The sequence below is a fragment of the Lawsonibacter sp. LCP25S3_E2 genome (genome assembly GCF_052117285.1).
Classification (GTDB): Bacteria; Bacillota; Clostridia; order Oscillospirales; family Oscillospiraceae; genus Lawsonibacter.
On the sequence record NZ_JBQKJL010000006.1, the window covers coordinates 151,142 to 164,621 of the forward strand.

The following is a 13,480-nucleotide window of genomic DNA, read 5'->3' on the forward strand; positions in this document are numbered from 1 at the left end:
TTTGACCGGCGGCCCTATCAGGGCCGCCGGTATTTTTTTGCATATGGCCGGGCCTGTCCTCATATAGATGAGACAAAGGCGGGTGAAGTTATGCAAAAGACAAAAGCATCCCAGGCATATCGCCAGGCGGTAGGGGCACTTCCCCAGCGCCTGCGGCGGGAGGCCCTGGCGCTGAGTGAGGCGGACCAGGGCAGAGTGGAGGAACTGCGGCTGCGGACAGGCTGGCCCATGACCGCCCTGCTGCCGGAGGGGGAGCGTTCTTTGGGGGGAGCACCGGTGGAGAGCCGAGAGTTGGAGCAGCTTTTGGAAATCGCCAGTCAGGCTTCGGTACACACAGTACTGCCTCAGGTGCGTCAAGGATACCTGACGATCCAGGGGGGGCACCGGATCGGCTTGTGCGGAACTGCCGCCATGGAAGCAGGGCAGATCCATGCCCTGCGCGCATTCTCCTCGGCCAGCATCCGCATAGCCCGGCAGATCAAGGGGGCCTGCGCCCCTGTTTTGGACGGGCTGTGTCCAGGGGGACGGTTGGCGGATACCTTGATCCTCTCTCCTCCGGGACTGGGAAAAACCACCCTGCTCCGGGACCTGATCCGTGCCGTGTCCTGGGGGGAGGGGTGTTGTCCCCTGCGGGTGTCTCTGGCGGATGAACGGGGAGAGGTAGCCGCCCTCTTTCAGGGGGAACCGCAGCTGGAGGTGGGGCCCCGTACCGATGTGGTGGAGGGCTGTCCAAAAGCCCAGGGACTCATGCTCCTTCTGCGGGCCATGAACCCACAAGTGCTGGCGGTGGATGAGATCACCGCCCCCGAGGATGTGGCAGCGCTGGAGACGGCGGCGGGGTGTGGCGTCACACTGCTGGCCACCGCCCATGGGGCGGGATGGGAGGACCTGGAGCGCAGACCGGTGTACCGTGCGCTGATGGAAAAGCGGCTGTTTCGTTACTGCGTCCAAATTCGGAGGGACGGAGAAAAGCGCAGCTATCACATAGAGGAGTTGAGGTAAATGGTCCATCTCATAGGAGCGACGCTGTTGGCGGCGGGGTGTGGATATTTGGGATTTCAGGCAGCGGAAACTCTGCGCCGGAAGAGCAGGAGTTTGAGACAGATGGCTCAGGCCCTGGCGCTGGTGGAAGGGGAACTAGAGCTTGGTTCCCCTCCTCTGGGGCAGCTGCTGGAGCGAGTGGCGAACCGCAGTGCCGGGCCAGCCAAAAGACTGATGGAGGCCTGTGTGCGAGGACTGGATCGGCTGGACCGAGAGGATTTTTCCACCCTTTGGCGGCGGCAGGTAGCCGGACTGGAGGAGCTGGGGGAGGAGGGAAGGGCTGCCCTGTCTCCTTTGGGTGATATATTGGGGCGCTATGACGGACAGGCCCAGCGGGAAGGGACCCAGGTGGTGCGCCGGGCTCTGGAGAAGTTGGCCCAGCGGTGGGAGGAGGAGCGCCGGCGGCAGGGCCGGGTCTACCAGGTTTTGGGACTGTCGGGCGGAGCGTTTCTGGTTATTTTATTGCTGTAAACGGGCAGGAGCCCCACGAAAAATACCAAAGAAGGTAGGGAAATTACATTGGATGTAGATCTGATCTTTAAGATTGCCGCCATTGGCATCCTGGTGGCAGTGCTCAACCAGGTGCTCAGCCGGGCAGGGCGGGACGAACAGGCCATGATGACCACGCTTGCGGGGCTGGTAGTGGTGCTGATGATGGTGGTGCGGGAGATTGCCAGTCTTTTTGACCTGGTAAAGACCCTGTTTGGCCTGTGATGGAGACGATGGTCAAGCTGGCCGGGGTGGCGGTAACAGCGGTGGTGTTCAGCGGGGTGTTACGGAAAAACACCCCTGAACTGGCTCTGCTGCTGACCGCGGCGGCCGGGGTGTGGATGCTGACCCTGGTGGCAGATGGCCTGGGGGCGGCGGTGGAGCTGATGGACGAGCTGGCCGGACAGGCGGGGGTGTCTGAGGTACTGCTGGAACCGGTGGTCAAGACAGTGGTCCTGTCTATCCTGACAAAACTGACCGCGGAGATCTGCCGCTCGGCAGGGGAGAGCGGGATAGCGGCCTTTGTGGAGACGGCAGGAAGTGTACTGGCTCTGGTGGTTGCCCTGCCCCTGGTGCGGGCGGTGGCCCAGCTCATGGGGGAGTTGCTGGTATGAAGCGGGTGGTAATTTTTTTGTGCTTGACGGCTTTGTGCGTGATTCCAAGTTTGGGAGCGGAGTTTTCGGTATCCGGGCTGGACGAGGTCATGGAACAGGCAGAGAGCTACGGTGTGGAACCCCAGGGGGACCTGGAACAGGGAATGGGAAACCTCTTTTCCGATGCGGCGGAGCAGGTGGGCGGTTTGCTGCGTGCCAGCATGGCTACGGGGCTGAAGCTGATGGCGGTGGTGCTTTTGTGTGGCCTGGCCCAAAGTGCAAAACTCCAGAGCTCGGATGAGGGGCTGTCAGCAGTCAACATCGCCGGGGCCCTGGCAATCACCGCCCTGACCATGACCGACATGTCAGTCATGATTGGCCTGGGCCGGGACACCTTAGGGCGAATGGAGGGATTTTCTTCCCTCCTGCTGCCGGTAATGGCAGTACTGACCGCGGCTACGGGGGGGATTACTGCCGCTGCTGTCCGCCAGGGGGTGACGGTGATGTTTTCCCAGCTGCTTATGCTGGCGATGGACCGGCTTTTGATCCCTATGGTCTATGCCTATGTGGCCCTGAGCTGTGCCCACGCGGCGGTGGGGAATCCCGGTCTTCAAAAGCTGGCAGGTCTGGTAAAGAGCATGGTTACCTTTCTCCTTACGGCTATGCTGTTGGCCTTTGTGGGCTATCTTACAGCCAGCGGAGCCATTGCAGGCAGCGTGGATGCGGCGGCCATTAAAGCGGCAAAGCTGACCATCTCCCGTGCCATCCCGGTAGTGGGGGGCATATTGGCCGACGCGTCCGAGTCGGTGCTGGCCGGGGCAGGAGTTCTGAGGGGGACGGTAGGAGCAGTGGGACTGGTGACGGTGCTGGCCATCTGCTTGACCCCCTTTCTCCGCCTTGCGGTACAGTACTTTGTGTTTAAAATCACAGGAGCCCTCAGCGCCTGTGTGGCTCAGCCCAGATTGAGCCAGCTCATTGAGGCCATCGGCGGAGCCTTTGGACTGGTGCTGGGGATGACTGGTGCCGGGGCGCTCATTTTGCTGGTGAGCCTGGTGTCTGCCATTACGGTGGTGACGGCATGATGGAGGGGGTGCGCGTGTGGCTGCTGTCCGTTCTGTCCGTCTCATTTCTGTGTGCCCTGGCCGATGCCCTCATGCCAAAGGGACCGGTGAAGGGGGTAGGAAAGCTGGTGTGCGGTTTGATTTTGGCCGTGACGGTGGTGTCACCGGTGGTCAGTCTGGACGTGGAGAGCGGAGTTCAGTGGCTGGAAGGCTGGGAGGTCGGACTGGAGCAGCGGGAAGAGGAGCTGAAAAAGCAGGTGGACGAAGAGATGAAAACAATCATAGAGCAGGAATATGAAGCATATATTGTGGACAAGGCGGCACAGCTGGGAGCGGCGTGCACCGCCCAGGTGGAGTGCCGCCAGGAGGACGAGGGTGTGTACCTTCCCCAGAGGATTTGGATTCGTGGAGCATTGTCCCAACCCCAGCGGGAGGCACTGTCCGAATCGCTTATGGAGGAGCTGGGTGTAGCTTCGGAGGCACTGCATTACGAGGACGGGGAGGGGACGCCATGAACGGAACGTGGATGCAGTCCCTTCCAAAGTGGAAGGGGGCGCTGGGAAAATATCAAGGGGTTCTGTTGGTGATTGTGGTGGGAGTGCTGCTTCTCCTGCTGCCCACCGGAGGCGAGGCAACTTCTCAGGAGAAAATTCCCCCATCGGCAGCGGAGGCTACCTTTGATCTGGAGGAATTTGAGAAGCACCTGGAGGGTACGCTCTCCGAAATCCAAGGAGCGGGGAAGGTGCGGGTGGTGCTGACCCTGGACAGCTCCAGCCGCCAGGTGTTGGCCCAGGACGTGGAGCGAGAGGCCGACGGCGGGGGCAGCTCCACGGTAGTTACCGTGGGCTCAGGCGCCGGAAATCAGGAGGTGGTGGCACTTCAAACAGTTGCGCCCCAGTTCCGAGGGGCGCTGGTGGTGTGCCCAGGGGGCGGGCAGGCCCAGACGAAGCTGCGGCTTTTGGAGGCTGTGTCTGCCCTGACAGGGCTGAGCGCGGACCGGATCTCGATTTGTGAAGGAAATTCTTAAATTTTATAACTGGAGGAATTGACATGAGGACAGGAAAGAAGGGGGCCAACTGGTCCCAGCTGTGGAAGCGCAACGCGGTGGTGGCTGCAATTGCTTTGTTTATCTGCGCGGCGGTCTACTTAAACTGGAGCTATGGCCAGGAGGCCCAGGCGGGTAAGACCCTGGGACAGTCGGCTATGGTGGGGGGGAATACCAACGATCCCCTGGTATCCGGTGACAGCTCCGCCCAGACGGGGAGCACGGACGCAGCTCAGAGCGGAGACACCCAGACCTCCGCCCAAACGGAGACAGGAAGCGAATATTTTGCGACCGCCCGCCTCAACCGCCAGCAGGCCAGAGACAGCGCCCTGTCCTTGCTTCAGGACGCTGCTGCACGGGAGGATGCCGATGAGACGGTAAAGACCCAGGTAAACGATACCATTCAAACCATGGCCGACTATACCGTTACTGAGGCCCAAATTGAGAATCTGGTCATCGCCAAGGGCTATACCGACTGTGTGGCCTTTATTGGAGAAGATGCCCTCTCCCTGGCGGTAGCCGCTCCGGAGGGTGGGCTCACAGAGGCGGATACTGCCAAAATTGTAGATGTGGTCAATCAGAGTTCCGGATTTACAGCCGATCAGATCAAGATTATTGAGGTGGAGTAAGGGAAGAGAGGGAAACTTTTTCGCCCGCGCGGTTGTCAAATGGGGGAAAGTGTGGTATCATAACCATAACCTGTTTGAAAACTGGGAACAGAGGAGTGGCATAACATGAGTGACAGCAAAGAGTATGTCTCCCGCTCTGACGAGCTGGGCAACATCCACATTTCCGAAGAAGTCCTTGCGGCCATTTCTGCCGCCGCCGCCCTGGAGGTGGAGGGAGTCAGCAGCCTGGCCAATGCCGGTAAAAAGAGCTTGGCTAAGGATGTCCGGGTAAAGATGGAAAACGACAAGGTACAGGTGGACCTGTCCGTGCTGATGGCATACGGCGCCACCATCCCTGAGATGGGTAAGGCAGTGCAGGACGCGGTCAAAAACGCCATCGAGTCCATGAGCGGCCTGGAGGTCTCCGCCGTCAATGTAAATGTGGGCGGGATCACCTTCCCTCCTAAGGCGTAATCAATCCAAGATATGAAAAAAGCACGATTCATCTGAATCGTGCTTTTTTGCATCCTCAAAAAGAAATCCCCCCGGCAATGCCGGGGGGATGACAGGGAAAATTACTTGATCATGGAGGCGACCTCGGCGGCGAAGTCGTCCTCGGCCTTCTCGATGCCCTCGCCGGTGGCGAAACGGGTGAAGGCCTTTACCTGGATGGAGCCGCCCAGCTGCTTGGCAACCTCAGCCACGTGCTTCTCCACGGAGATCTTGTTCTCCTTCACGAAGGCCTGCTGCAGCAGGCAGTTCTCCTCGTAGTACTTGCCCAGCTTGCCCATAACAATGCCTTCCTTCACCTTGTCAGGCTTGGAAGCCATCTTGGGATCGTTGGCCATCAGAGCCAGCTGGATCTCCTTCTCCTTGTCCAGGGTGGACTGATCCACGTCGGACTTGTCCAGGAAGGTGGGGTTCATGGCGCAGATCTGCATGGCCACGTCCTTGCCCAGCTCGATCACCTTGTCGGCGTCGATGCCCTCAACAGCCAGGTTCACCAGAACGCCAACCTTGCCGCCCATGTGGATATAGGGCACGTTCACGCCGTCAGCGTAGCGCACGAAGCGGCGGATCTGGATGTTCTCGCCGATGGCCAGCACCTTGTCAGCGGTAACGTCGGCCACGGTGCGGTCGGTGCCGGGGTACTTGCAGGCCTTCAGGGCCTCCACGTCGGCGGGGTTCTCCTTGGCAACCACGGAAGCGACAGCCTTGACGAAGTCCTGGAAGACCTCGTTCTTGGCCACGAAGTCTGTCTGGGAGTTGACCTCAATGATCACGCCCACGCCGTTCTCCACGATGGCGTAAGACACGCCCTCAGCGGCAACCTTGCCAGCCTTCTTGGTCTGGGCAGCCAGGCCCTTCTCGCGCAGCCACTCAATGGCCTTGTCGAAGTCGCCCTCGGCCTCGGTGAGGGCCTTCTTGCAGTCCATCATGCCAACGCCGGTCATCTCGCGCAGCTTCTGTACATCCTTAGCGGAAATAGCCATAATAACATTACCTCCATTTTATCTTCAGCCGGCCGGGGCCGGCTCCATGTCAAAATAAGAACAGCGTCCGCCCGCGCGGGCGGGCGCTGTGTGAAAGCCAAATTACTCGGCAGCGGGAGCCTCAGCCTCAGCGGCGGGAGCCTCGTCCTGGCCCTGCTTGCCCTCCTGGATGGCGTTGGCCATGACAGAGGAGATCAGCTTGATGGCGCGGATAGCGTCGTCGTTGCCGGGGATCACGTAGTCGATCTCATCGGGGTCGCAGTTGGTGTCCACGATGGCCACGATGGGGATGTTCAGCTTGCGGGCCTCGTTGATGGCGTTGCGCTCCTTGCGGGGGTCAACGACAAACAGGGCGCCGGGGAGCTTCTTCATCTCGGTGACGCCGCCCAGGTACTTCTCCAGCTTGGCGATCTCACCCAGGTGCTTCATAACTTCCTTCTTGGGCAGCATGTCGAAGGTGCCGTCCTCCTGCATCTTCTTCAGCTGAGCCAGACGGTCCACACGGCCGCGCATGGTCTTGAAGTTGGTGAGCATGCCGCCCAGCCAGCGGGCGTTCACCCAGTACATACCAACACGGGAAGCCTCTTCCTTGATGGCCTCCTGAGCCTGCTTCTTGGTGCCCACGAACAGCAGGGTCTCGCCCTTCTCGCCCAGAGAACGGACGAAGTTGTAGGCCTCCTCCAGCTTCTTCACGGTCTTCTGCAGGTCAATGATATAGATACCATTGCGCTCAGTGTAGATGTAGGTGGCCATCTTGGGGTTCCACCGACGGGTCTGGTGGCCGAAGTGCACGCCGGCCTCCAGCAGCTGCTTCATAGATACGACTGCCATAGTTTTTTCCTCCTGTTTTTCAGTTGATTCTTCTGGGGGCATCATGTCCTCCGCCAACCTGAGGTTTCCCAGGCACCGGGCGGAAAATCCGCACTCCCACGCATAATGCCTTGGTAGTATACCACGCTTTTTGCACGTATGCAACTATTTTTCCAAAAAACATTTAAAAATTTTCCAGCACAGCCGGGCGGAGGGAAGGCTTTCCCTCTGTCTGCATAGAATGAGAAAAGGGGGCGGTAGGATGGAGAAGCGGATGGAGCTGACGGGCGGTGGCTGGCTGACTGTGCGTCGGGAGGGGCCCAGAGCCGTGTTTGAGGCAGTACGCCCCAATGATCAGAAAGGATTATATAAGGTATGGCTGCGGGGGACTTCGGGGAAAACGTTCCTGCTGGGTACCTTGGCGCCCCAAGACCGAGAACTGAGACTGAGACGTACCCTGTCTCTTGGAGAGCTGGAACAGGCTGGGTGTTGGCCGGAATTTCGGGCGGAGAGCGTGCTGGCCTTTTCTTTTGCGGAAAAGCAGGAGACAAATTGGTACTGTGAGCAGCATCCAGAGCGCTTTTTTACCGACCCGCTGCTGAAAAAGAATGTTCCCGGACCAATGCTTTGCCGCCGGGAAAAGAATGGCTTTTTGCTTGCGGCCCCCTTTCGTCCGGACCGGCCTGTGGCGCTGCCAAGTCTGTTCTGTCTGGCCAGGGTAGAGAAGCTGCCATCAGGCATTCGCCTTGTCTGGCGGTTTGATGAAAAGGGCTGGCCCATTCCAGGAGGACATAAGGTAGGAGCATAGGGGGCGAAACAGTACCTGGAAGGGGCAAATTCTGGGCCGTAAAAAATTTTTTCAGAAAAAGGAAAAATTTTTGAAAAAAGGGGTTGCATTTTTCCGGAAGGCATGGTAATATACATAAGCTGTCTGACACGGACGGCGACACAAAAGAAAATATCCGGGTGTGGCGAAGTTTGGTATCGCGCTTGAATGGGGTTCAAGAGGCCGCTGGTTCGAATCCAGTCACTCGGACCATAAATCCGAACTGCATGAATTGTGCAGTTCGGATTTATTATTTTCCGGTTGCAGACAGAATAGAGGCGGGAACATCGGTCAAGATGTTCCCGCCTAAACTGTTATCATAGTTATGATAGAGCTGAGAGACCGACTGTCTCCATTTACGACACCAGATGAAGAAGCTGCTCAAAATCTTCCACAACCTCGTAGGTCACACTGCCGTTGCTGATTGCGGCAAAATGTGCCTTTGCGCACTGAATTTTAGCTGCTTCTATGCCACGCAGTTCCATAGTGTCCCTGCTGCCCTTGGTTTCCGCCACGAAGTAAATGTGTTTGCTTGTCCCTTCCTGAAAGGCGATGGCCCAATCGGGAGAATATCTTCCCACCGGTGTGGAGATAAAAAAGGACCTGGGCAATTTTACATAGATAGCGACTTGATCCTGGTGCTCCAGCTCTTGGGCAAAGGCGCGCTCTGTGGCGGAATCATAAATTAGATAGTCATAGATGCTTTTTTCCGTGGGCATGGCGTTTTGTCCCAGCTTTCCCCGGAGTGTCGGCCCGGTAAAAACGCTGGTGTCGAAGGCGGCATCCAGTTTGTGATAGGCAATGTGTTCCAGAATTATCGAAGCCTTTTCGTGGTTGATGAGTTTTCCAACCTGGAGGATAAATTCCTCTGGGTTTATGCGGAGCATGGAAAAACCTCCAGGGGACATTCCGGACAAAATGGCCGCCACCGTGGCCCGAGTCAGGCCGGTTTCCTCCACCAGCTTGCCAATGAGATCGTACCGGGCGCTGCCAAGGGATAAGTGCGCCGGAGTTTCATAATTCGTTTTCTTCTCCTGAAAACCTTGTGCCTGTAGAAGCTGCTCTTTGGAGCTGATTTTGCCCTCTTGTTCCCCGTACTCTGTTTTGACCAGGATGGAGGGAACGTCCAGATGTGCGTTGAGGCTGGCAATGGCCTTTTCAACCAGCGTGTTGGAATCGAATGAGACCGTATAGAATGTCTTTTGGCGGATCTTCTTCCAAAGCGCCTGAAACTCGTTTTGCTCCAGCTTTTCCCGAATCAAATGGGCCTGTACATTGCTGCCGTGAACATCTTCAAGCTCCACCGTGTGGCGGTCGTAGATGGTGGACAGAATGGACACAACGGAGGCTGCATAGCCACGGACCTCGCCCGCCACCTGGATGGAGCCGCTGGCTCTGTGTGCGTAATATTTGTCGGTCAGCAATCCACGCGCCACATAGCCCTGGCGGATCAGGTCCTCATAAATGGCCTGAGCGAGATCTTGGGTGACGGTGAGCGTTTTTCCACTGGAATCGGTGAGCGTTTTTCCTAAAAACAGCTGCTCTGAGACCCTTTGAGGGCGGTGGGCCATGGATTCGGCCAGGCCGGCCTGAAGGGCCTGGGCAAATTTGCCGAAGGCCATATCGGTGATCAGAGTCAGCTTGTTGAGCTGATGAACCTGATTGCCCAGCACATGTTCATCCATCCGCTGCCCCTGTTGATTGACACACAGCCGAAGTCCTCTGCCGATTTCCTGACGGCTACGGATTTCTGATTCACTTTGGGGCTTCAAGGTGCAGATCTGGAATACATTGGGGTTGTCCCAGCCCTCCCGGAGAGCGGAATGGGAGAAGAGAAAGCGTACCGGCTCCTCCAAACTGAGCAGCCGCTCCTTATCCCGCATAATGAGGTCGTAGGCATCGGCATCGTCAGAGGTCTGGCTTCTGCGGTCCATCTTGCTGTCCACAAAGCGGGCCGTTTTCCCCTTCCCTTTGTCGATGGAAAAATACCCCTGGTGTGTCTCATGAGCAGAGATCTGGGTCAGATAACGATAATAGGCATCGTCGCCCAACTCGCGCTGGAGAGAACTTACCACGGCCTCATATTCTTCTTCAAACATTTTGGCGTACTCCCCGTTGCGGCCGTCACCGCTGTTTTTGTCATATACGCGGTATTTGGACACCTCATCAATAAAAAACAGAGAGAGCACCTTGATTCCTCTGGGATAGAGCTCCCGTTCCCGGCGGATGTGGGTACGGATGGTCTCACGGATCTGCATGCGCCGCTGAAGGGAGATCATTTGCTCATTGCCCTGCATCTGACCGGCGTAGAGCTTTAACCCGTTGAGGAAAGTGACGGAGTTGTCGCGCCCGTCAATGCCGTCCGGCAGAATGACATAGCGGTCAGAATATTCTTCCAGCCCCTGGGAGAGGGCGTAGAGGTCGTCTCCGCCGCGGACTTTTTTGACTACCGTTCGGGTGCCGGAGGCCCCTTTCACTTCAAAACCCAGGCGGGCGGTGGGAGCCTTGTCCTTGTAGAGGTCGATGCCCTCCAGATAGACGTAGCTGTTGGTGGAGGTAGAGCCGGTGACGGTAACGCCCAGGGCGGCGATTTTCTTCACCAGACACTGATTATACGCGTCCACGGCATCCAGCCGGTATACCAGATTATAGGCTTCCCTGTGGGTGGCAGAATAGCGCAGCGTGAAAAGGGGGTTGAATTTTTTCAGACTTTCTTTTGTCTGTCTGCCCTCCACACTCTGAGGCTCATCGATGATCAGGATAGGATTGGTCATGGCAATGAGGTCCATAGGCCTGCGGCTTTGAAAAGCGTCCAGCCGCTTATCGATGATCCGCTGGTTTTTGCTGGAGTTAAAGGCCTGCATGTTGATGATCATCACATGAATGGCGCTGTCGGAGGCGAAGCGATCCACCTGGGTAAGCTGGTCTGAGGAGTAGATAAAAAATCGGATCTGCTTGCCATATTCTCCGGCAAAATGCTCCTGGGTGGTCAGGAGAGATTTGTATACCCCTTCCCGGACCGCCACAGAGGGTACCACAATAATAAATTTGCTCCAGCCATAACGGGCGTTGAGCTCATAGATAGTTTTTGTATAGGTATACGTCTTGCCGGTACCCGTCTCCATCTCAACAGACAAATTGATGCCGGGAGGGGAGAGGCACTCAGAGGGGGGGAGCCCCTCGCGACGCTGGACCGCCCAGAGGTTTTCGAGAATCCGGGCTTCGGTCAGTTCCGGTGAGAGAGGGGCGTTGGGAAAAATACCATCTCCGATTCCCAGAGAAAGCTGGCCGTCCTCCTCCCAGGCTGCATCCAGCCGGGCGGCTGGGCAAAAAGGCTGGCCGCGGAAGACGTCACACACCGCTGCGGCTGCCTGTGCCTGGAAGGGCTGATGTTTGAATTGAAGTTTCATAGTTCATTCTCCATATGGGCTGCGCTGCAGGGTTTTCTCAATCGGTCTGTCACAGCACTCTCACCTTGGTATCAGGGGAAATATAGTTGAAAAGTTCTGCCCCATTGATCTTTGCGGCATCCGAGGAGAAGGCACTGTCCCGGAAAACGGCCCGGACAGGGTGCTGCTGGGCAATATATTCCACAACGCGCGGGGGGAGGTTGGGACAGAAGCAGGCCATAAGAGCGCCGCCGTCCACACAGTGGACCGTGCATCCCTCCAGTTGGATGGAGGAATGGGGCAGGTCAAGGCCCATACCAAAGTCCAGCAGACACGCGTAGAGCAGGTCCAGGTCGGTGCGGTCCTCTTTAATGTTGGAGACCAGGTCCAAAATTCCCTCCTGGGTGTACTCCTCTGGCTGGAAGTATACGGGTTTCATGTTGCTTTCGTCCACCCGGAATACCCGGAAACCAATATCCAGGTCCTGGGCTGCGGCGGGATCGGCCTGCACGATCCGGTCTCCCGCCCGGCGGATGCGGGCCTTTCCGATTTGGCAGATATTCTGAAACCCGGCTTTGAACGCCTCGGTTTTTTCCCCGCAGGGGGTAGGGAGCTGAACCATAATAAATCTGCGGTGGCCCCCGTCCTGGGCGTTGAGCTGCATAACCGCGTGGGCGGTGGTGGCAGAGCCGGAAAAGAAATCAAGGACGATGTCATCCCCAGTAGTGGCAAATTGGCAGAGGGTATGTAAAAGGGAAACGGGCTTTGAATAGTCAAAGACACTGCTCTGCAGGGTCTCAACCAGATTCTTTTTGGCGTTGTCATTGGAAAATTTATTTTCCAGCAGCTCCAGTGTGGAAATGGCCTTATGCCGCTGAAAATATTCGATTTCAAAAGAAGAACCGTTTTTGACGATCCGGGCATTCTGATATGTTTTGGTGTAGATTCGCGCGTGGTCGCCGTATTTTTTCACCACAATAAAGCCATTTTGATATCCAAATTCAAATAGCTCCTTGCTCCAGCGCCATGCCCAATCTGCCCGTGCATGATGGCCGGCCTTGCGCTGAAGATAATTTTCATAGGACTGTCCGGGATAGAAGGTCTCCCCCTCGATCTCAATGGGATAGTCGAGACTGGCACTATATTGTAAACTGTCGTAGTCCAGGGTTTGGTTGAGTTTGTATTTGCCCCGCTCCTGGACAAACTCATCTTCAAAGCGGAAGCCGTCATCGGTATGGGATGGCAAATACAGGGTGGGATTTGTGGTTTTGCTGAAGGCCAGTACATAGTCGTGGTTATTGGCAATAGCCTGGGTCGTTTTTCCGGCCCGTTTTGTCACTCTGGGGAAACAGGCCAGATAGCACTCGTTCCCAAACAGTTCCTGGCCAATTTGCAGCAGATCACCAAGCTCGCTGTCGTCAATGGAAATGAAGATGACCCCGTCCTCCTTGAGCAGGGTCCGGGCCAGAGCCAGGCGGGAATAGATCATGGAACACCAATCGGAGTGGTATTTTCCGGACTGGGTGCTGTTTTCCCGTGCATAGTTGATGTTGCCGTCCTCGTCAAAATAACCGGAGCAGATGTCATACTCCGGCTGATCCATTTGGAAGCGATCGGGGTAGATAAAATCCTTTCCCTTGTTGTAGGGGGGATCAATATAGATCATTTTGACCTTGCCCAGATAACTCTCCTGAAGCAGCTTCAGGACCTCCAGATTGTCTCCCTCCAGGTAGAGGTTTTTTGTGGTGTCCCAGCTGCGGCTCTCCTCCGGAACGGGGCGCAGTGTCTTGGTGATGGGCCGGGCGGCCTCTGCCATGGCAGCCTTTTTTCCAACCCAGGTAAAGGTGTAGCACTCGTCTCCGTCTGCCGCATCATGGCTGAGCAGCTGCTTGAGCACTGCAAAGTTGATCCCCTTTTTTACCCGCCCGTCTGAGCCGCGGATCTCGGTAACGGCGGAAGGAAACAGCGCGCCGATTTTTTCAATGTTTTCGTCCACCAAATCCGGGGTTTCAAATTTCAGCTTGTCCATGGTATCTCTCCTAATATGGTCGCTTATGTGGTATGGGCCGGATGGGGCCCTGAAACGCTGTCTCCATTTTATCGGATACGGCACAAAGAGACAAGT

14 protein-coding genes and 1 tRNA gene are annotated in these 13,480 nt (G+C 56.9%); 11 read left to right on the top strand and 4 right to left on the bottom strand.

The window, feature by feature from the left end; genetic code table 11:
* Positions 1 to 90: 90 nt before the first annotated feature.
* From ACTQ3R_RS07530 to ACTQ3R_RS07570, 9 genes are all read left to right on the top strand, one after another.
* Complete coding sequence (locus ACTQ3R_RS07530) at positions 91 to 1,002, top strand: stage III sporulation protein AB (protein ID WP_441778418.1); 912 nt, start codon at positions 91 to 93, stop codon at positions 1,000 to 1,002.
* A complete protein-coding gene (locus ACTQ3R_RS07535; RefSeq protein WP_441778417.1) occupies positions 1,003 to 1,512 on the top strand; it encodes a stage III sporulation protein AB in 510 nt (169 codons plus the stop codon).
* Positions 1,513 to 1,560: 48 nt separating this feature from the next.
* Positions 1,561 to 1,755, top strand: a complete 195-nt coding sequence (gene spoIIIAC / locus ACTQ3R_RS07540; RefSeq protein WP_441778416.1) for a stage III sporulation protein AC — start codon at positions 1,561 to 1,563, stop codon at positions 1,753 to 1,755.
* Positions 1,755 to 2,144 carry a SpoIIIAC/SpoIIIAD family protein gene (locus tag ACTQ3R_RS07545; RefSeq protein WP_441778555.1) on the top strand — a complete coding sequence of 130 codons (390 nt, stop codon included), beginning with the start codon at positions 1,755 to 1,757 and terminating at the stop codon, positions 2,142 to 2,144. Before spoIIIAC ends, ACTQ3R_RS07545 begins: the two co-directional genes overlap by 1 nt.
* Positions 2,141 to 3,205 carry a stage III sporulation protein AE gene (locus ACTQ3R_RS07550; protein ID WP_441778415.1) on the top strand — a complete coding sequence of 355 codons (1,065 nt, stop codon included), beginning with the start codon at positions 2,141 to 2,143 and terminating at the stop codon, positions 3,203 to 3,205. The genes ACTQ3R_RS07545 and ACTQ3R_RS07550 overlap by 4 nt, the downstream gene beginning before the upstream one ends.
* Positions 3,202 to 3,699, top strand: a complete 498-nt coding sequence (locus ACTQ3R_RS07555; RefSeq protein ID WP_441778414.1) for a stage III sporulation protein AF — start codon at positions 3,202 to 3,204, stop codon at positions 3,697 to 3,699. The genes ACTQ3R_RS07550 and ACTQ3R_RS07555 overlap by 4 nt, the downstream gene beginning before the upstream one ends.
* Positions 3,696 to 4,211, top strand: coding sequence for a stage III sporulation protein AG (locus ACTQ3R_RS07560; protein WP_441778413.1), 516 nt, complete (start codon positions 3,696 to 3,698; stop codon positions 4,209 to 4,211). Before ACTQ3R_RS07555 ends, ACTQ3R_RS07560 begins: the two co-directional genes overlap by 4 nt.
* 23 nt (positions 4,212 to 4,234) lie before the next feature.
* Positions 4,235 to 4,858 carry a SpoIIIAH-like family protein gene (locus ACTQ3R_RS07565; protein WP_441778412.1) on the top strand — a complete coding sequence of 208 codons (624 nt, stop codon included), beginning with the start codon at positions 4,235 to 4,237 and terminating at the stop codon, positions 4,856 to 4,858.
* Positions 4,859 to 4,963: 105 nt separating this feature from the next.
* Positions 4,964 to 5,311 carry an Asp23/Gls24 family envelope stress response protein gene (locus ACTQ3R_RS07570; RefSeq protein ID WP_441778411.1) on the top strand — a complete coding sequence of 116 codons (348 nt, stop codon included), beginning with the start codon at positions 4,964 to 4,966 and terminating at the stop codon, positions 5,309 to 5,311.
* A gap of 101 nt (positions 5,312 to 5,412) precedes the next feature.
* On the opposite strand, the gene tsf is transcribed toward ACTQ3R_RS07570, so the two are convergent.
* Complete coding sequence (gene tsf, locus ACTQ3R_RS07575; RefSeq protein ID WP_441778410.1) at positions 5,413 to 6,330, bottom strand: translation elongation factor Ts; 918 nt, start codon at positions 6,328 to 6,330, stop codon at positions 5,413 to 5,415.
* A gap of 102 nt (positions 6,331 to 6,432) precedes the next feature.
* A complete protein-coding gene (gene rpsB, locus ACTQ3R_RS07580; protein WP_441778409.1) occupies positions 6,433 to 7,161 on the bottom strand; it encodes a 30S ribosomal protein S2 in 729 nt (242 codons plus the stop codon).
* A gap of 241 nt (positions 7,162 to 7,402) precedes the next feature.
* Between rpsB and ACTQ3R_RS07585 the strand changes: the two genes are divergently transcribed.
* Together ACTQ3R_RS07585 and ACTQ3R_RS07590 are read left to right on the top strand one after the other, a co-directional pair.
* Positions 7,403 to 7,948: a hypothetical protein gene (locus ACTQ3R_RS07585; RefSeq protein ID WP_441778408.1), complete on the top strand. Its 546-nt coding sequence runs from the start codon at positions 7,403 to 7,405 to the stop codon at positions 7,946 to 7,948.
* 154 nt (positions 7,949 to 8,102) lie between these two features.
* Positions 8,103 to 8,179, top strand: a tRNA-Pro gene (locus tag ACTQ3R_RS07590).
* Positions 8,180 to 8,322: 143 nt separating this feature from the next.
* Here ACTQ3R_RS07590 and ACTQ3R_RS07595 read toward each other — a convergent pair.
* A complete protein-coding gene (locus ACTQ3R_RS07595) occupies positions 8,323 to 11,376 on the bottom strand; it encodes a restriction endonuclease (protein ID WP_441778407.1) in 3,054 nt (1,017 codons plus the stop codon).
* Between the two features lie 49 nt (positions 11,377 to 11,425).
* Positions 11,426 to 13,384: a site-specific DNA-methyltransferase gene (locus ACTQ3R_RS07600; protein ID WP_441778406.1), complete on the bottom strand. Its 1,959-nt coding sequence runs from the start codon at positions 13,382 to 13,384 to the stop codon at positions 11,426 to 11,428.
* Between the last annotated feature and the right edge of the window lie 96 nt (positions 13,385 to 13,480).